The organism is Exiguobacterium sp. s70 (assembly GCF_018618315.1).
Lineage (GTDB): Bacteria > Bacillota > Bacilli > Exiguobacteriales > Exiguobacteriaceae > Exiguobacterium > Exiguobacterium chiriqhucha.
In genome coordinates, this window is sequence record NZ_JACSLV010000010.1 from 1 (window position 1) to 18,323 (window position 18,323).

At 49.3% G+C, this 18,323-nt stretch carries 16 protein-coding genes; 10 read left to right on the forward strand and 6 right to left on the reverse strand.

All coding sequences use genetic code 11. From position 1 onward, the window contains the following. The 7 genes from glmS to KNP84_RS14805 all read left to right on the forward strand — a co-directional run. Nucleotides 1-1,239: glutamine--fructose-6-phosphate transaminase (isomerizing) (gene glmS / locus KNP84_RS14775; protein WP_215115050.1), on the forward strand; the 1,239-nt coding region annotated here is incomplete at its 5' end. A gap of 144 nt (nucleotides 1,240-1,383) precedes the next feature. Further along, nucleotides 1,384-1,875, forward strand: a complete 492-nt coding sequence (locus tag KNP84_RS14780; protein ID WP_029596137.1) for a DUF2798 domain-containing protein — start codon at nucleotides 1,384-1,386, stop codon at nucleotides 1,873-1,875. A gap of 141 nt (nucleotides 1,876-2,016) precedes the next feature. Then, a complete protein-coding gene (locus KNP84_RS14785; protein ID WP_021065180.1) occupies nucleotides 2,017-2,286 on the forward strand; it encodes a PTS sugar transporter subunit IIB in 270 nt (89 codons plus the stop codon). After that, a complete protein-coding gene (locus KNP84_RS14790) occupies nucleotides 2,276-4,303 on the forward strand; it encodes a BglG family transcription antiterminator (protein ID WP_214716154.1) in 2,028 nt (675 codons plus the stop codon). Before KNP84_RS14785 ends, KNP84_RS14790 begins: the two co-directional genes overlap by 11 nt. Before the next feature lie 166 nt (nucleotides 4,304-4,469). After that, on the forward strand, nucleotides 4,470-5,891 hold the full coding sequence (locus KNP84_RS14795; RefSeq protein ID WP_214716155.1) for a PTS mannitol transporter subunit IIBC: 1,422 nt from the start codon (nucleotides 4,470-4,472) through the stop codon (nucleotides 5,889-5,891). Between the two features lie 44 nt (nucleotides 5,892-5,935). Beyond that, nucleotides 5,936-6,370 carry a PTS mannitol transporter subunit IIA gene (locus KNP84_RS14800; protein WP_215115051.1) on the forward strand — a complete coding sequence of 145 codons (435 nt, stop codon included), beginning with the start codon at nucleotides 5,936-5,938 and terminating at the stop codon, nucleotides 6,368-6,370. Further along, nucleotides 6,367-7,512, forward strand: coding sequence for a mannitol-1-phosphate 5-dehydrogenase (locus KNP84_RS14805; protein ID WP_215115052.1), 1,146 nt, complete (start codon nucleotides 6,367-6,369; stop codon nucleotides 7,510-7,512). The genes KNP84_RS14800 and KNP84_RS14805 overlap by 4 nt, the downstream gene beginning before the upstream one ends. A 77-nt stretch (nucleotides 7,513-7,589) precedes the next feature. On the opposite strand, the gene KNP84_RS14810 is transcribed toward KNP84_RS14805, so the two are convergent. Further along, entirely contained in the window at nucleotides 7,590-9,947 is a 2,358-nt protein-coding gene (locus KNP84_RS14810) for a bifunctional diguanylate cyclase/phosphodiesterase (protein WP_251131266.1), read from the reverse strand. A 161-nt stretch (nucleotides 9,948-10,108) separates the two neighbouring features. Here KNP84_RS14810 and KNP84_RS14815 point away from each other — a divergent pair, with 161 nt between their 5' ends. Beyond that, nucleotides 10,109-10,951: a CPBP family intramembrane glutamic endopeptidase gene (locus KNP84_RS14815; protein ID WP_215115053.1), complete on the forward strand. Its 843-nt coding sequence runs from the start codon at nucleotides 10,109-10,111 to the stop codon at nucleotides 10,949-10,951. Nucleotides 10,952-10,986: 35 nt separating this feature from the next. Beyond that, complete coding sequence (locus KNP84_RS14820; protein ID WP_215115054.1) at nucleotides 10,987-11,511, forward strand: GNAT family N-acetyltransferase; 525 nt, start codon at nucleotides 10,987-10,989, stop codon at nucleotides 11,509-11,511. A 23-nt stretch (nucleotides 11,512-11,534) separates the two neighbouring features. Here KNP84_RS14820 and KNP84_RS14825 read toward each other — a convergent pair whose 3' ends face one another. The 3 genes from KNP84_RS14825 to KNP84_RS14835 form a co-directional block, all read right to left on the reverse strand. Continuing rightward, complete coding sequence (locus KNP84_RS14825) at nucleotides 11,535-12,863, reverse strand: N-acetylmuramoyl-L-alanine amidase family protein (protein WP_051627752.1); 1,329 nt, start codon at nucleotides 12,861-12,863, stop codon at nucleotides 11,535-11,537. 198 nt (nucleotides 12,864-13,061) lie between these two features. Continuing rightward, nucleotides 13,062-13,484, reverse strand: a complete 423-nt coding sequence (locus KNP84_RS14830; protein WP_215115055.1) for a hypothetical protein — start codon at nucleotides 13,482-13,484, stop codon at nucleotides 13,062-13,064. An 82-nt stretch (nucleotides 13,485-13,566) separates the two neighbouring features. Next, nucleotides 13,567-14,247, reverse strand: coding sequence for a hypothetical protein (locus tag KNP84_RS14835; protein ID WP_214837628.1), 681 nt, complete (start codon nucleotides 14,245-14,247; stop codon nucleotides 13,567-13,569). 281 nt (nucleotides 14,248-14,528) lie between these two features. Between KNP84_RS14835 and KNP84_RS14840 the strand changes: the two genes are divergently transcribed. After that, nucleotides 14,529-15,812, forward strand: coding sequence for a helix-turn-helix domain-containing protein (locus KNP84_RS14840; RefSeq protein WP_215115056.1), 1,284 nt, complete (start codon nucleotides 14,529-14,531; stop codon nucleotides 15,810-15,812). 61 nt (nucleotides 15,813-15,873) lie between these two features. On the opposite strand, the gene KNP84_RS14845 is transcribed toward KNP84_RS14840, so the two are convergent. Further along, a complete protein-coding gene (locus KNP84_RS14845; protein ID WP_215115057.1) occupies nucleotides 15,874-16,191 on the reverse strand; it encodes a hypothetical protein in 318 nt (105 codons plus the stop codon). A gap of 202 nt (nucleotides 16,192-16,393) precedes the next feature. Continuing rightward, nucleotides 16,394-18,232 carry an ATP-binding protein gene (locus tag KNP84_RS14850; RefSeq protein WP_251131267.1) on the reverse strand — a complete coding sequence of 613 codons (1,839 nt, stop codon included), beginning with the start codon at nucleotides 18,230-18,232 and terminating at the stop codon, nucleotides 16,394-16,396. Between the last annotated feature and the right edge of the window lie 91 nt (nucleotides 18,233-18,323).

Here is an 18,323-nt window from a genome sequence, read left to right on the forward strand (position 1 = left end):
GTGGCGTCTGACGCGATGGCGATGCTCCAAGTGACGGACCAGTACCTCGAGCTCCACGACGGCGAGATCGTCATCTTGACGCGCGAATCAGCGACGATCAAGACGCTCGACGGCGAGGTCCTCGAACGTGCCCCGTACACGGCCGAGATCGATGCGTCTGACATCGAGAAGGGCACCTACGCGCACTACATGTTGAAGGAGATGGACGAGCAACCGGCCGTCATCCGCAACATCATCCGACACTACCAGAACGACGCCGGTGACATCGAGCTCACGGAAGGTGTGCGTTCGCTCGTCTCGGAAGCGGACCGCATCTATATCGTCGCCTGTGGCACGAGTTATAACGCTGGGCTCGTTGGAAAAGACATCCTTGAGCGAATTGCCGGCATCCCGACCGAGGTCCACGTCTCGTCAGAGTTCGGCTACAATATGCCGCTCTTAAGTTCACGTCCGCTCTTCGTCTTCTTGTCACAGTCTGGAGAGACGGCTGACAGCCGGGCCGTCCTCGTCGAAGTGAAGAAGCGCGGCTACAAGGCACTCACGATGACGAACGTGCCAGGATCGACGCTCTCGCGTGAAGCGAACGAGACGATGCTCCTCCACGCCGGCCCAGAGATCGCGGTCGCGTCGACGAAAGCGTACACGGCCCAAATCGCCGTGCTCGCTATCCTTGCCTACGACATCGCTCGCGCGAACGGGAAAGACTTGCCGTTCGAGTTGATGCCGGAACTCGCGCGCGTCGCGACGATCATGGACTCGATCATGTCGCAAAAAGAACTGTTTGAAGATTTGTCGGACCGTTACTTGAAGACGACGCCGAACACATTCTTCATCGGACGTGGACTCGATGCGTCGGTCTGTCTCGAAGGCGCGCTCAAAGTAAAAGAGATCTCGTATATCCAAGCGGAAGGCTACCCAGGTGGTGAGCTCAAGCACGGTTCGATCGCCTTGATTGAAGACGGCACACCGGTCATCGCACTCATCTCGCAACCGAAGACGAACTTGAACATCCGCGGCAACGTCAAAGAAGTCGTCGCCCGTGGTGCGAACGCGTGTATCATCTCGATGCAAGGCGTCGAGCACGAGAACGATGAGTTCATCTTGCCGCACGTCGAACCAATTCTCGCCCCGCTCATCACGGTGTTACCGGTTCAACTCATGGCGTATTATGCCGCGCTCGCCCGTGGCTGTGACGTCGATAAGCCGCGTAACTTGGCGAAATCGGTGACGGTTGAATAATTTAAAAAAATAATGCTTACGAAGCAGGCCTCCAACTTGCTACACTATGACAATCAGTTTGTAGAGATATTGGTCATAGACCAAAAATATATGTCGCAAGATACGTCTACCCTCTGAAATCATATGTTGTATGGAGGCTTACTTATGTACCAAGAAGACCGATTACCTCAAAACCCTAAAGAAGGCGTCCTGTTCATGCTGATTATTTCGATTTTGTCCGTGAACACGATCGCGCCGATCATTGTCGGGATGGAACGTGGCTTTAGTGTCGCCCATTATATCGACACGCTCAAAATCATCCCGTTCGCCTGGATTGCGCTCATGATCTTGATTCGCTTCATCGTCAAACCGGCAGCCGGGATGCTATTCAAACGATTTGCCGGAGAAATGGATGGCTTTAACGCCCGAATCTTATTGAACATCGTGTTGAACGTCTCGCTGATCTCATTTTTCATGACGATCATCGGACCGTGGATCGGGATGGGGGAGATCAATTTTGATACGTTGCAACACTTCTTCCCGACGTGGTTCCGTAATTTTGGTATCGCGTTCTGGATTGAGTTATTGTTCGCCCAACCGATTGCCCGTGCCGTTATGAAGTCGATTCATGCACGGAATCGTCTGAAGGCCGCCTAACTTTAGACACAGCATCTTTCCGATTGAGGAAAGGTGCTTTTTACTGCTTGCCGATATCTTTGCCAACAAGCAAAATAGTAGGTGAAGTAAGCGGTTGCATCGTATGGTTAGATAAAGATAAGCGATGAAAGAAGGTCTGACATGAACGTATATATTGCCTGTCCATGCGGGTTCGTGACGAGCGCGATGGCGGCGAAGCTGTTTGCTGAAGCGTGTTCGGGAAAATTATCGTGTGTGATTCAACACGGCACGTATCGAGACATCCCGGAAGACGTGGATTGGATTATCTATCAAGCCGGGACTGAGACGGTCGATCATCCGACCGCGCACGTTCGCTCGGTCAGACACATGTTATCGCTCACGGAATATCGACAACTCGTCGAGGAATGGGTGAATGCATATGAAACATGAGTGGAGCGCCCGAGAGCGCTCGATTTTACTACATCTATTGGCAACGGAGACCTCGACCCCGCTCGCGGAAATCGCGCAAGCGGTCAATTTGTCTGAGCGGACGATTCAACGGGAACGTCAACTGCTCGAAGGAATCCTGCGCGAGTTCGAATTGGAACTCGCTTGGCAGCGCGGGCACGGCCTCAGTCTCATCGGTCGTTCCGATGCGAAGCAACAGTTGCGCGAAGACTTGATTTTGTCGGCCGAGGCGATTCCAACGGCGGAGGACCGCATCTTCGAGCTCGCTTGGAGGCTCCTGTTTGAAAAAGATACGCTCAAGCTGCAGGCGGTCGCGAAACAGATGCACGTGTCACCGAGCACGCTCACACAAGACCTTGAGAAACTCGATCGTTGGTTCGACGAGTATCACCTTGAAGTCGAGCGGAAGAAAGGGGTCGGCGCGCGGGTGCTCGGCCTCGAAGCCGAGAAGCGGAAGCTGATGATCAATGCGCTGCTCGCTCATTGGGACACGCTCGCGTTCTATCGCTTTGTCCGCGGGGAGGATGATTACATCCCGGCGTTCTTAAAGACGGTTCCGTGTGATGTCATGCTCGAGGCGCTTCGTGACGGTTATGACTATTTGAAGGAACATCCGTATGAGCGGATGGACGACCGGACGATTATGCGGGTGACGTTCGCCTATGGCGTGCAACAAGCCCGTCTGGACGCTGGGTTCTTCCTAGAGATGTATACGAAAGGACGCTCCGACGATTATTTGAAAGTCGCATTTGATATGGAGACGGCCCTCGGGACGCCGTTCTCGATGGCGGAGCGGGTCTGGTTCGCTGAAGAAGCGAACCGGCTCCGGTCGTTGAAGGAACAGATGAAAGAAGATGAGGAAGAGCGTTGGGTCATGCAGATCCGTGTCCATAAGCTCATCCATCACGTTTCACTGATCCACGGATTCGCCTTCACGGACGACGCCGCGCTCGAGAAAGGGCTGCTCGCCCATATCTTGTCGAGTATGAACACCCAAGCGCTCCCTGATACGGACACGGTTCGTCCGCACATCGACCGTGACTATCCGCATTTACGTTCGGCCATTCAACAAGCGGCCGATATCGTCTTCGGGACAAACACGTTCACGGAAGAAGAGACGGTGTTTTGGGCGATGCATTTCGCCGCCGCGCTCGTCAAACCGGTCCGGCGTCGGGAATATCGAGCCCTTGTCGTCTGTTCGGCGGGTCTAGGCTCTTCGAAGATGCTCGTCAACCGGGTCAAACAAGAGTTTCCAGAGATGCAGGACGTCGTCAACTCGTCGTTGTTCGGTCTCGAACAGCATCGACTCGACGACTATGACGTCATTTTGTCGACCGTGCCGTTGCCGCCGTTATCGGTGCCGACGCTCATCGTCAACCCGCTGTTGACGAACGAAGAAGTGCAACGCGTCCGCCACTTGCTGTTATCGCTCCCACAGTCGTTCCAGACGAAAGAGAAGAGCCACTCGACGATGCTCGACTTCAATGAACTCGGTGCTCTCGTCGAGACGTTCGAACGGATGGACCGGCAGTTCGATCTCGTCACGCTCGATAATAGCGACCGACTGGAAGACATCTTGCTCGATATTGGGACGCATCTAGAAGAACGTGGACTCGTCCAAAGCGGTATCCAGTTATCTGCCCAACTGCTCCGGCGTCACGAAGTGGCCGGGCTCGGGATTCCGGGCACGAAACTGGCCTTGTTCCATGGACGTCACGCCTCAATCGAACGGGCGAGCGTGTTCGCTTTCGACTTGAATCAATCGATCCCGCTCCTCATGATGGACCAATCGACCGAGCCGGTATCCCGTCTGCTCGTCTTGCTCGCACCGGAAGAGGCAGAGGACGTCGAACTCCAGTTCCTCAGTGCCGTCAGTGGATCATTGATTGAGAGCGAACAACATATGAACTCATACAGTAACGGTTCAAAGAAAGAACTGCGTCTCTTGCTTCATGAATGTATGAAGAAAATGATTCAAGACACGCTGCACGAGAAATGACCCGCCGTGGTCATTTTTTTATTTGGCAGAGAATGTTGCCAAAGTATGAACTGGATTGAATTGAGAAAGCGCTTACGCTGAGACTACAATACGAGTGTAGAGCACAAACCGGTTAGCTACACTACAACAATCTACCTTTCACAATAATCGACTGGAGGTTTTATACATGGCGAATGCGCAAGCTGGCTCGGGCGGGGTTCGAGTCAAAGTACAACGGTTCGGGAGTTTCCTGAGCGGAATGGTCATGCCAAACATCGGCGCCTTCATCGCCTGGGGGATCATCACCGCCCTCTTCATTCCAACGGGCTGGTGGCCGAATGAAAAATTAGCAGAACTCGTCGGTCCGACGATCACGTATCTATTACCGCTCTTAATCGGGTTCACCGGCGGTAAGTTGATTCATGACGTACGAGGCGGAGTCGTCGGGGTACTCGCCACGATGGGGGTCATCGTCGGGACGGACATTCCGATGTTCCTCGGTGCGATGATCATGGGTCCACTCGGTGGATATGTCATTAAACAATTTGACCGTCTCATCGAAGGTAAGGTCAAAGCTGGATTCGAAATGCTCGTCAACAACTTCTCGGTCGGAATCATCGGTGGTCTTCTCATGATCGGTGGCTTCGAAGTGTTCGGTCCAATCATGAGCGGCCTTGATAAAGTCATGGCAGCCGGTGTCGACTGGATCGTCGGTGCGAAACTGTTGCCAATCGCAAGTCTATTCATCGAGCCAGCGAAAATCTTGTTCTTGAACAACGCCATCAACCACGGGATTTTGAGCCCGCTCGGTGTCGACCAAGTGGCGGACGCCGGGAAATCGGTTTTGTTCTTACTTGAAGCAAACCCGGGACCAGGTCTTGGTTTACTGCTTGCTTACATGGTGTTCGCGAAAGGCGCGGCCAAACGTACGGCACCAGGAGCGGCAATCATTCACTTCCTCGGTGGGATTCACGAGATTTACTTCCCATACGTCTTGATGAAACCAATCTTAATCCTTGCGATGATCGCAGGGGGGGCAACTGGGGTCTTCACATTCGTCTTGTTCGATGTCGGTCTCGTCGCACCAGCGTCACCAGGTAGTATCTTCGCAATCCTCGCAATGGCTTCACGCGGTTCGTACCTCGGGCTCGTCACAGGGATTCTCTTGTCGGCAGCGGTCACGTTCGCCGTGGCAAGTGTCATCTTGAAATCGAGCGCGGCAGAAGAAGTGTCACTTGAAGAAGCGACACAAAACGTCAGCGCGATGAAAGGCAAACAGTCGTATGCGTCAGCTCTCGTTCACGACCGTCTCGACAAAGTCGATCACATCATCTTTGCTTGTGACGCCGGTATGGGTTCGAGCGCGATGGGCGCGTCGGTGCTTCGCAATAAAGTGAACAAGGCGAACTTGCCGATTCGAGTCACGAACACATCGATTAGCCAATTGCCGAAAGACGCCCAATTCATCATCACCCATGAGGATTTGACGGACCGGGCCGAGGCACAAGTGCCGGATGCGATTCACCGTTCGGTCACGAACTTCTTGAACGCCGACTATTACGATCAATTGATCGAAGAAATTAAAGCAGAACGCAGCAAAATCTCATAACACAAGTAGACAGAGACAAGGGTTAAGGTATAGGAGGAACTAAAATGCCATTCATTCAGACAGAGATGATTCGACTCAACCAATCGTTCAACACGTCGGCCGAAGCGATTGACGCAGCCGGTGAAGTGTTAGAAGCAGCCGGATGCGTATCTTCGGCTTACGTCAAAGCGATGCACGAACGTCAAGCGCTCTCGAGCGTGTATATCGGGAACCAAGTCGCGATTCCGCACGGGACCGAGGAAGCGAAATCCGCCGTTCAAAAGACGGGGATTTCCATCCTCCAAGTGCCGGCCGGCGTCGATTTCGGTGGCCAGACGGCGAAACTCGTCATCGGGATTGCCGGTGTGGATGACGAACATTTGGAACTCCTGTCCCAAATCGCGGTCATCTGTTCAGATGAGGATAACGTCGAGCGTCTTGTACAGGCGAAGACGAAAGAAGAGATTTTGTCGCTATTCATGGAAGAGGTGGCGTCATGAAAGCCGTACATTTTGGGGCAGGGAACATCGGACGTGGATTTATCGGATTGTTGCTCAATCAGAGTGGTTACGAGGTCACGTTCGTCGATATTAACGATACCGTCATCCAAGCGTTAGAAGACAAGCGATTTTATGAAGTCGGATTCGCCGAAGAAGGCGTCGACAACGTCGTCGTCGACCGGGTCCGTGGCGTCAACAGCTTGACGGATCCTGAGCGCGTCATCGCCCTCATCGCGGAGGCGGATCTCGTCACGACCGCGGTCGGACCGACGCTTCTCCCGAAAGTCGCGCCACTCATCAGCGAAGGACTTCGCGACCGTGAGACGGATGCCCCGGTCTATGTGATCGCTTGCGAGAACATGATTGGCGGTAGCGCATCGCTCCAGCAAGCCATCGAGACATCAGGCGGTGTCGGGACAGCGAACGTCTCGTTCCCGAATGCGGCCGTCGACCGGATCGTTCCGCTGCAACAACACGCAGACCCGCTATTCGTCGAGGTCGAGACGTTTTACGAGTGGGTCATCGAGACGAAAGGATTGGCCGAGCGGCCCCCACTTCAAGGTGTGACGTGGGTCGACGAGATTGGGCCATACATCGAACGGAAGCTGTTCACGGTCAACACGGGTCACGCCATTGCGTCATACATCGGTTCCTTGTTCGGGAAAGCGACGATTGACGAGGCGCTGAAAGATCGCCGTGTCCGTCAAGTCGTCCAAGGCGCGTTGTATGAGACTGGTTGGCTCCTCCTTGAGAAGTACGGGTTCGAGGCGAAAGAACATAGCCAATACATTCAAAAGATCATCAAACGATTCGAGAATCCGAAGTTGAAAGATGAAGTCTCACGCGTCGCCCGCTCACCGATCCGGAAGCTCGGACCGAGTGACCGGCTCGTCAAACCGGCCCGCGAACTCATCGATAACGGCATCGAACCGAATGAACTGGCTTACGGAATCGCGGCTGCCTTGACCTATTACAACCCTGAGGATTCAGAATCTTCTGAACTTAATCTTTCCATCGAAGAAGACGGCATCGTCTCGACGGTAGAAAAATATCTCCAACTGCATGAGGACGATACGCTGACGAAGCTAATCCTCGAGCAATATCACTTGATTCGCGAGCAAGAAAAAGCGCAAGTCTCGTAAAACGATTCTCCTGTGCCTGGTGGCATGGGAGATTTTTGGCATACAAAAAAGACTGCAGCGTAAGGGCTGCAGTCTGATTAAGCGCGTGTCTTTCCAAACTCGATGTACGTCGTGACTGATTTGACATGTTTCACGACGTCCTTTTCAAGAAGTGGACGACTGAAGTAATAACCTTGGACGTAATCACACTGTTCGTTCAGTAACCATTCGAGCTGATCCGACGTCTCGACACCTTCCATGAGCACTTTCATACCCAAGTTATGGCCGAGTTGAATCATCGAGCGAACGATGGCTTCCTGGTTCCGATCGGTGAACAAGTTGACGATGAACGACCGGTCGATTTTCAACACTTGGACCGGTAGCTCACGCAATTGACGGAACGACGAGTAGCCCGTCCCGAAATCGTCGAGTGAGATTAAAATCCCGAACTGATGGAGCTGGGTGAGTTTCTCTCGCGTCGATTCTTCATATGACAGCATCGACGACTCCGTCACCTCGAGCTCGAGGAACATCGGGTCCATACCGGTCTCATCCAAGATGGCCTGGAGCGACTCGACAAAATCCTCACGCGCGAACTGGAGCGGGGAGACGTTGACCGAAAGCGTGAACGGTTTCACGCCGGACTTCTTCCAACGGACCCAGGCTCGGCACGATTCACGCATGACCCAACTGCCGATCGGGTGAATCAGGCCGGTGTTCTCCGCGATTGGAATGAAGTCGGTCGGTGACACGTGACCGAGCTCGCGGTTGTTCCAACGCAGGAGCGCCTCAACGCCTTCGAGTCGATTTTGCGTAAGTGACACTTTCGGCTGGTACACGAGTGAAAACTCGTTTCGGTCGAGCGCCTGCGCGAGCGCTTTTTCGATTTCGACGGTACGAAGGATTTGATGCTTCGACTCGTCTTCGAATTCTTTGATTTGATTCTTACCGGTCCGTTTCGACTCGTGGACGGCGAGGCGTGCGTATTGCACGAGCTCCTCGGCCGACTTCGTATCTTTCGGATAATGACTGATGCCGGCGCTCATCGTCAGTTCGACGGTTGTCCCGTCGATATCGAACGGTTGCGAGATCGCCTTGATACACTTCTCGGCTTTCTGTTTGGCGAGCGTGCTCCGCTTATCAAACAGCAAGATGATGAATTCGGATGAACCGACGCGCGTCAAAATGTCATCCGGGTGAATGGTCACTTGCAGACGCTCAGCGATTTGCATCGTCAGTTCGTCCGAGCCGTGATGCCCGAGCATGTCACTCAAGAAACGCCACCGGTCGATGTCGATGTAGAGACAAGCGACCGGGTCTTCGATTTGAATATGTTCGGCTAAAATCCGTTCGAGCTTATGCCGGTTCGGTAAATCCGTGAGCGTATCGTGATACGCCATATGTTCGACGAGCCGCTGTGAGGCAATCGTCTCCGAGACGTCACGCAAGAACCAAAGTACTTGGTCCATCGTTTCCCCTTTGAGTGGATAACTCGTCACTTCAATCGTCCGGTCGTCGAGATCGACGCGTCTCGGTTCATAGAACGGTTGATTGATTGTGAGCGACGGATGATAGTCTTGGAAGAAGGCATCCTGCTCGACTTCATCGAACAAGCGATAGAAGGCTGTGTTCGCGTATTGAATCATTCCGTCTTTCGTCGTCGTGACAACTGCATCCGTCGTCGAATCAAGAATCGTCGCTTGAATGAATTCTCGTTTGCGGAGATGACGGTCGAGCGTGAGTGATAAGAAGAAGATGGCGAACAAGAGAATCGTAATCGCCGTCACGAGCCATGCGAGCAGTGAAGGCTCAATCGCATTGGCGAAAGGTCTGTCTGTCTCAACGAACGTGAACGTCGCCGCTAGCATGCCGACGAAATGCATGCCGAAGATGGCGACACCCATCAAAAGGGAGAAGAACACCTTCAGTTCCATATGCATCTTTTTCTGTGTGTACTTCGAAAAGAAGCCGATCCATAAGGCGACGAGCGAGGCGCCGAGCGCAATCAAAATCGATAGCGCCGCCAACCATGGGTTGTAGGAAGTCGTGACGCCTTGGAGCGCTGCCATTCCGACATAATGCATGCTGGCGATACTGCCTCCCATGACTAACCCGGCACCGATTAGGGCTGGTCGAGTCGTGCGACGCGAGACAATCAAGAAGCCGAACATGCAACCGGCCATGGCGATGACGACGGACAATAGGACGAGCGGGACCGAATACGTGATCGGTCGCAATACCTCATGGGCCAGCATGGCGATGAAATGCATCGACCAAATGCCGAGACCGAGTGTCGCGCCACCGGCGATGATCCAGACGTTTTGGGTGGAACGGTTCGCTGAATTGACACGTCGGGCCAGTTCGATGGCGGCGTAAGCAGAAACGGCGGCAATCAGATAAGACAGAATCACGAGAAACCCATTGTGACTCATCGAGTGTTCAACGACTGGTTCCATATATACCTCACTATGAATGTAATTTTGTTGTAATTTCAATTATACCTTGGAAATCAAAAGTCCATCTATCATTTTGCTTCATATAATAAAAATATTTTTTGCGTGAAATAGGGAAGTCGTTCGGAAAGCGGGTAAACTACGGATAGAAGGAGAGGAGACGAATGATACCGACAAAGAAAGAAATCATCTTATTTCTCCTCATCGCGTTCGGGTTCTCATGGTTGGCGTGGTGGGGACTATTTATTGGGACCGAGTTACCGATTCAAGCGATTGTGCTGATCGGAGCGTTCGGTCCAAGTCTTGCCGGGAGTTACATGGCGTTCCGGGAGAACGGTTGGGAAGGTGTCACGACGTTATGGAAGCGTGGATTCGAGTGGCGGATGGCAGCCAGATACTATGCGTTCGGTCTGTTGTTCCTTCCTTTCGTTTTCCTGATTGCCTATTGGTGGTCCGATGCGGAAGGGGCGTTGCTGTTTGAGCGTCCGTGGCTCGTCGTGCCGACGTTCTTCTACATGCTGTTCCTTGGCGGCACGATGCAAGAAGAGTACGGATGGCGCGGTTATTTGCTCAACGCGTGTCAATTGAAGACGACCCCGATCAAAGCGAGTTTGTTCGTAGGGGGCATTTGGACCGTCTGGCATACGCCACTTTTTTTGATGGAGGGGACCGGGCAATCGCTCATCCCGTTTTGGGCATACGCCATGGCGATTCTCGCGTTCACGTTCATCATATCCTGGCTCTACAATGTTACGACGATGAATTTATGGTCCGTTTTCTTGCTCCATACGATGTTCAATGTCTCGTTCGCACTCATTCCGCTGATGAAGCCGGGCATGTTTCCGATCGGCTTTCTCCATTTGACGTTATTGCTCGTCACGACTGCAATCGTCCTCATCTGGCGAACGCATGGACATCTCGGTTACGATCATCTCGAGCAGCTCGAGGCGGTGGAAGGGTCGCATCAACCGAACGTTACGCCAGAAGCGGACGCGGGTAAAGACTAGCACGTATCATTCAGGAACAGAGGGAAGTGGACAGATTGAACTTTCGCCAGCTCGAACGTGAAGATGTAAAGCCGCTCCAACGGCTGTTTATGGAGAGTCTGAGTGATTTGATTCGCCGAGAACAGTTTGAGGATGCCGACTTGCTGGATGAAGAAGTCGAACGGTTGAATACGACCGTTCAAGACAGTTTCGAGGACGAGACCGTTCAAATTTTCGTGGTGCTCCAAGACGACGTCATCGTAGGGACGGCCGCGATTTTGCCTCCGAATGACATCATTACCGCACACGTCGACATCGAGCCAAACGTTCCTGAAATCGGATGCATGTACGTCGCACCTGGTGCCCAACGCCAAGGTGTCGGTCGTTTTTTGATTGACAACATGAGACGGCAACTCGTGGCGAATCAGCAAGAGGCATTTTATTTAGATGCCGGCTTTCCAACGTCACAAGCCTATTGGGAGAAGCGGCTCGGCCCGCCGCTCGTGACGATTGAGCACTATTGGGGTCCGGGGGCGCATCATAAAATTTGGCGTTGTCCCGCCAATGAAAAAGAGACCTGATCGCATGCGATCAGGTCTCTTGCTTATTTATAAGTGCTCATAAATTGATGAATCCCAGAAGCGGTGGCATCTGCCATCCGTTGCCGGTATGTGGTGCTCGTCAAGTGCGAGCGGTCGTTCGAGTTGCTGATGAAACCATATTCGACAAGGGTCGATGGGACGCTGTTCTTGCCGACGACATAAACGTTTTGATATTTCACACCACGGTTACGAATCGTTGGGATTCGGACACCGAGTTCACGGTTGATGGCTGCCCCTAAACTGCGGCTAGCCGAGATGTATGGGTTCGTCGTATAACTTTCACCGGTCGGGACGAGGACTTCGTGACCGTGGTAAGACGTATTCGTCGACGAGTTGTTATGAATGCTGACGAAGGCGCTACCTTTATACGATTTTGTCAATTCGACGCGTTGTGCGAGCGACAAGTACACGTCGTTCGAGCGCGTCATCCGTGCGTTATAGCCATATGTATTCGAGAGCGTACTCGCAAGACGTGCGGCGATATCGAAAGCGATGACTTTTTCGTACACTGATCCGTACACAGCCCCTGGGTCATTCCCGCCGTGTCCAGCATCGATCACAATCGTTCGACCTGAACCCGTTGATGTTGTTGGTGTCGTCGTCGTGGCCGGCTTCAAATACTGTGAAGCGACGTAACCCGTCTTGCCGCCGTAACTGACCTTATACCAAGAGCCGTACTTGCTGACGTACTTGACGGTCGCACCGTTTGGGATAGTCAGCAACACCGTGCTCCACGAGGCTGCCGTCAAGCGCATGTTCAAGTTGACCGTCGTTTGGTAGGACGTGGTAGAAGTCGTCGTAGTCGGGGCTCCGGTGGCTGTTAAGTATTGCGAAGCGACATAGCCCGTCTTTCCGTTGTAACTGACTTTATACCAAGAGCCATAACGACTGACATACTTGACGGTGGCGCCGTTCGGGATCGTCGTCAAGACCGAGCTCCACGAGGCTGCCGTCAATCGCAAGTTTAAATTGACCGTCGTTTTGTAGTACGAGGCTGAGCTCGGCGTCATCGTCGAGGGAGTCGAAACTTTCACGTATTGCGAAGCGACGTAGCCGGTCTTTCCACCGTAGCTGACCTTGTACCAAGAGCCGTACTTGCTAACATATTTGACGGTCGCCCCGTTTGGAATCGTCAAAAGGACAGGACTCCATGTGGCGGCACTTAAACGAAGGTTCAAGTTTGCTGTCGTCGTGTATGTAGAGGCAGCTTCGACTCGGCTCGATTCGAAACCGTTCGGCGTCAAATCGAATGGGGCGATGGCCATGCCACCAATGACGAGGGAAGAGCTAAGCAACAGTTTCAAGTTCCAAGATGATTTCGTTTGGTTCAATCGAGATCCGCTCCTTTATTCATAAGATAGGTGAAGTAGCTGTGAAATGAAATCGTCATCATGTCTCCGTTATTATATAAGGAAACAAGAAAAAAATGGAGGTTAATATGTAAATTGTTTGACTTTTTTTCAATAAGTTTATTTCCAGAGTTTCGGAAATAAAAAAAGAGACGCACGAGGGCGTCTCTCAATAAAGGATTATGCAAGTGGTGAAACATCTGTAGAAGCAACCTGGTTGACCGGTAAGCTCCAGAGTCGTGGGAAGTCCTCGGCTGCTATCTGGTTGACTGGTAAGCTCCAGAGACGTGGGAAGTCCTCGGCTGCTACCTGGTTGACTGGTAAGCTCCAGAGACGTGGGAAGTCCTCGGCTGCTATCTGGTTGACGGGTAAGCTCCAGAGACGTGGAAAGTCTTCGGCTGCTACCTGGTTGACGGGTAAGCTCCAGAGACGTGGAAAGTCTTCGGCTGCTACCTGGTTGACTGGTAAGCTCCAGAGACGTGGAAAGTCTTCGGCCGCTAATTCTTCTGATGTGAACGGGTTTTCTGAAATAAGCGGCTTTGAGATTCCGAAAAGAAGAAGCAAAGCTAATGAAACAATTATGGCATTTTTGAATTTTTTCATAAATAGTACCTCTTTTCTAGGTTGTATGCTGTGTATTTTTCCGTATATAAACAATATATGACGTAAAGGTACTATTTGGCAATCATTCAAGATGTGATTGATTCAATTTTAAGGCTGTTAAAACTTGGCGTGATTGAAGGATGGCTGATTCAAACATAGAACCTTTGTAATCGCTTGAGAAAACAGGTGCATGAATTTCAATCATCTCATCAATTTCCGAATTTGTAATTGGCAAGACTGAGCATTTAGACTTTTGACTTAAAATCGCACTGCATAAAGGTTGTTCTTCGTTAGTATTATAGTCCTCCTCGACTCCAGGTTTCCACCCAAATGAAACCTCCGGTAGAACATATAACAAATCACCGTCATTCAATTTTTCTACGCAGGTTTCAATTAAGTCGTTTTCGCACTGATCTACATTCAAATATCCTACAGATGATTTGAATGGATAAATATTTTTCATACTTCGTTTTAAAATAGTTAATGAAAGTTCAGGTCCGATAACCCATATTTTCTTTGAAGAATAGGTTTCGTTTAGTACGCGTGCAATTAAAGTGGGTAAAGTTTGATAGTAATCGATATGAAACGCATTAATAATAACACCTTTAGAATCTTGTAAAAGAGTTGTGAGGTTTTCGAGGCCTCTAAACTGATTTCGATCTGAGGTAGTAAATAATGCATCAATAGTAGGTGAGTTTTTTGTTGTAAAATAAATACGTGGCTTAACATAATCTCTAGCCAGAAGATTGCTAAGTTTGCTCATTTAGATGACCTCCTTTAGTTTATGCCCTATACCTTGCTTTTTGTCATGAATGGAATAAACTTTAGATGAGACAGTCTGTCAAAACTAACAGATTTCTCTTTTTGGGATTAGTTAAATTCTATCATGGATAAAAGGACTAGTGATTTCGTACCGTTTGGGAAAATAGGTGCTTAAAACCTTTGAAAATTGATGGTTTTTAAGTTCGATTTTCCTAATTGTGATAAAAAACAACGAAAACAGGGTCTAAAGTATTAAAAAAAGAGTCCAGGAGATGCTACTGCATGCAAAATAATTATGGGAATTTGATTAAAGTAGAGCGTCTGCGTCGAAATATGAAACAGTCTGTTTTAGCCCGTGGGATATGTTCTATCTCATATTTAAGCAAAATTGAAAATAACCAGACTATCCCTAGTGAAGAAGTACTAGAACTACTTTTTAGGAAATTAGACTTAGATATTCCTCTTTACGTGACAGTAACTGAAGCCGAAATCGAAAAAATTAAAGTAGAGATTTCAAGACTAATGAAAGAAGCTGTTTTATCAAGGGATTTAAATGAAACAGCAGATAATTTGAAAAAAATAGAGCGATATAAAAAGGATCATAGAATTTATAAACATAAGCCTTTATATATATTGATGTTACTAGTGTTAGCAAGGTTTGATTTTATGCCTGGCGGAAAACAAGGTTACTTAACTGAATTAGAATGGTTACAAGATCAATTTACTTCAGAAGACCGTATAAGGTTTAATATTCTCAAAGCTTTAAAATCTTTTTCATTAAATGATAAAGATACGGCTTTAGATTTAATGCAACAAGTTAGGGAAGACTTAGATACAACTTATTTGGAAGATTGGGAAATAGCCGACATCAATTATATTATTGGTGGAATGTATTATAAATATACGGATTATCTTCAAACAATTGAACATGTGAATAGGGCGTTATCGTACTTTAAAGATAATTTTTATGTAGAGCGAGTTATAGAGTGCCATTTAATTATTGGATTAGCCTTCAAGCGAAGAAAACGATTTAATGAAGCATTAGCAAATTATCAAAAGGCAATTAAAGCTGCTGGGGCTACAGACTTAAAAGGATATTATGGGATGCTTTACAACAGCACAGGAGAAATATATTCTCTACAAGGGAATAGAGAGCTTGCCTTAGAATACTTTTTAAAAGGGCTAGAATATAAAGTTGAAAGTAAAAGTAAACTACTAAGTATTCTTTCTTTAATTGAAGAATATTCTATTAGGGGAAGCTCCCAAGAAGTATTATCTTGGGTAGAAAAGGGAGAAAAAATCATTCAAGAAGAAGGGGAAAATGATAACCTATCCGAATTTATATATCATTTCGGGGTTTTTCGTAATAAATATACGCATGGAAATAGTAAAGAATTGATTGAAAGCTTAAAAAAGGCAGTACAGTATTTTGAATCTTCCGATGACTACCATTACACTAATAAGTATGCTCTTTGGCTAGCGCGTGAGCTACGTGAAAATGGGAAGTACAAACTATCCACTGAATACTATGAAAAATCCATTGCGATTATGTCTCGATGGGATTAACGCCTCCTCAGGCGTTCTTTTTTTGCACAAAAAAAGAGACGCCCGAATCGTCTCTTATCGTTTATGGAGTGGTGAAATAATGAATCGTCCAAATCGGTTCGTTCATCAATGCTTCATCTTCCACATGGCCCGTTTGAACTTGTTGGAGCAGGTGAATGATATGTTTTTGCAAATTGGCATCGTGAGAGCCGCTTCGCAAAATCCCATCTTCACTCGCGATGATATAAAACCCACCCAACCGCAAAGGAATATGATTTCTAACAATCGATACGGCAGCTTGCAGTTCGGCTTGCCCGCCTTGAAGTGGCACGTTTATATCAAAACGTCCCCATTGTTTAAAGTCGCCTAGTTCTGAAAACGGTGGGTCGCGGTGATCCAACTTCATGACCTCCAATCTTGTCTGTCTCTTCCTTACTAGTATAGCTCTTTTTCTAGACTTAACCTGCGAGAAAAATGGGAAGGGTAAATCGATGTTGCCTTCGTTTCTCGATCTTACTCTTTTTCTAGATTATCCCAAAACATTCCTGCTAAAAATAGAAGCTAAGGTGTAAAAAACACGACCGGAACGACTCCGGTCGTGTTCATTGATGAATCGCTTCTTTCGACGTCGGCAATTCACAAATAAATGTGCTACCTTCCCCGTAAATCGATTCAACGTGTAAATGTCCGTCGTGCGCTTTCGCGATTTCTTTACAGATGGCGAGACCGAGTCCTGTCCCTCCGATTTTACGACGGTCTGAGTTATCGACCCGGTAAAATTTGCCGAACAAGTTCGGCAAGGCGGAAGAAGGGATACCCATCCCGTTGTCGCGGACTTTCATGACGACTTGTCCTTCGAGTCGTTCCAACGAGACGAGCACGTTGCCGCCTTCTGGGGAATACTTGATGGCGTTACTGAGCAAGTTACCGAGCAACTGTCGCATCCCTTCCAAGTCGGCCTCGATTTTAAAGTCTTGTCCGACATCGGCATCAAGGTGTAGATGATGCGAATCGGTCGTCTCTTGATAAAAGCTGATACTGTCGCGGGCGAGCTCGAGCAAATCGACCGTCTCCCACTCGAACGTCTGTTTTCCGGCCTCCATCTTTTGAAGGTCGAGGAAGTCGTTGACCAAGTACGAGAGACGTTTCGCCTCATCGTGAATCGTCTTCAAGTACAATTCGCGGCGGGTTGCCTTCAAATCACGCTCGAGCATCAACTCTGTGAATCCATAGATCGATGACAGCGGCGTTCTCAATTCGTGAGATACCGTCGAGACAAGCTCTGATTTCATTCGGTCAATTTCAGTTTCGGCCGTCACATCGCGCAAGACGAGCATCGTGCCGTGAATCTTCCCGTCTCGGTAAATACTCTCTGCATAGACTTGGAGGAAGCAATCGCCTTGATCCAATGAAATCGATAAACCGTCTTCCGGCGGCTCTTGGTCGAAGACACGTTCGATATAACTGATGAAAAGGTCTTGTTGATCGACACGTTCGGCAAACTGTTCGATATCAATCGATAACGTTGTCAGTTCCTCATAACCGGCGTATTCGAATTGAAGTTCATCGAACATGCGGATAAAGGCGCGGTTGCCGACGATCGTGTCTTCTTCATAGTTGAAATAAAGAATCGCTTCACGGACCGAGTTGATTAATTGTGCCGTCTCTTTACGATCCTGTTGCATCTGGCGATAAAGCCGCGTCCGTAAGAGCGAAATGGCCAACTGGTTCGCGAACGCGTTCAACTCTGATGTTTCACTCGCATCGAATGGCTCATCGTAACAGGCCAAATATAAGCAACCGATCATCGTTCCGTCTGATGGATCCTTTACCGGGATGACCGTCTCATGGATATAGTACGGGTAGCCGTGAAGCTGGTCGGCCACTTTTTTTGAACTCGCCTCTAGCGTTCTTGAAATCATAACGCGTTTGAGTAAGAGCGACTGTACTTTCAAATCTTCTTGTTGTTCAGTGGTCATCCCTTTCGGTACGACGGACGTGATTTCATCGTCTTTGACGAGCAATACGGCCCCGAACTCGGCCTCGGTCAACCAGACGATTTTTTCGATGACAGCCGAATAGTCGAGTAACGATTCCTTCGAAGCGAGTACTTCAATCAATTCGTTACGATACTGCAGTTTGGTCTCGTTTTGTTTCGACGCCTCGAGCACGGACTGCATCTCTGCTTGCTTCGCGCGCATGTTTTCGTTTTGACTGACCATTCGTGTAATCAAAGGACGTCCAATTAATAAAATAGCAGTGATAAACATGACTAGCCCGGTCATCCAGATCCAACGCAACGTCAGGAGTTCGGTCGGTGAGACGGTATCGTCCCGAACGAACCAAGCACCGATTGCTGTTAAAAAGAGACTGGCGATACAGACCCCATATAGGATGCCGAGAATTTGACGACTGTTCAATTGTTCAACCCACTTGCTCATAATACGCTCTACTTCCTTCCTTAACTAAAAACCAACTCCAATTCCATCGTCGTATAACGGAAATATACAAAAAGAAAAATTAGATGAACAC

What these genes read in the sequence shown, in the direction of transcription:
- KNP84_RS14790 (WP_214716154.1), top strand. Translation starts at nt 2,276, where the DNA reads ATGAAACATGAGTGGAGCGCCCGAGAGCGCTCGATTTTACTACATCTA.
- KNP84_RS14780 (WP_029596137.1), top strand. Translation starts at nt 1,384, where the DNA reads ATGTACCAAGAAGACCGATTACCTCAAAACCCTAAAGAAGGCGTCCTG.
- KNP84_RS14810 (WP_251131266.1), bottom strand. Translation starts at nt 9,947, where the DNA reads ATGGAACCAGTCGTTGAACACTCGATGAGTCACAATGGGTTTCTCGTG.
- KNP84_RS14795 (WP_214716155.1), top strand. Translation starts at nt 4,470, where the DNA reads ATGGCGAATGCGCAAGCTGGCTCGGGCGGGGTTCGAGTCAAAGTACAA.
- KNP84_RS14800 (WP_215115051.1), top strand. Translation starts at nt 5,936, where the DNA reads ATGCCATTCATTCAGACAGAGATGATTCGACTCAACCAATCGTTCAAC.
- KNP84_RS14835 (WP_214837628.1), bottom strand. Translation starts at nt 14,247, where the DNA reads ATGAGCAAACTTAGCAATCTTCTGGCTAGAGATTATGTTAAGCCACGT.
- KNP84_RS14840 (WP_215115056.1), top strand. Translation starts at nt 14,529, where the DNA reads ATGCAAAATAATTATGGGAATTTGATTAAAGTAGAGCGTCTGCGTCGA.
- KNP84_RS14850 (WP_251131267.1), bottom strand. Translation starts at nt 18,232, where the DNA reads ATGAGCAAGTGGGTTGAACAATTGAACAGTCGTCAAATTCTCGGCATC.
- KNP84_RS14830 (WP_215115055.1), bottom strand. Translation starts at nt 13,484, where the DNA reads ATGAAAAAATTCAAAAATGCCATAATTGTTTCATTAGCTTTGCTTCTT.
- KNP84_RS14805 (WP_215115052.1), top strand. Translation starts at nt 6,367, where the DNA reads ATGAAAGCCGTACATTTTGGGGCAGGGAACATCGGACGTGGATTTATC.
- KNP84_RS14785 (WP_021065180.1), top strand. Translation starts at nt 2,017, where the DNA reads ATGAACGTATATATTGCCTGTCCATGCGGGTTCGTGACGAGCGCGATG.
- KNP84_RS14815 (WP_215115053.1), top strand. Translation starts at nt 10,109, where the DNA reads ATGATACCGACAAAGAAAGAAATCATCTTATTTCTCCTCATCGCGTTC.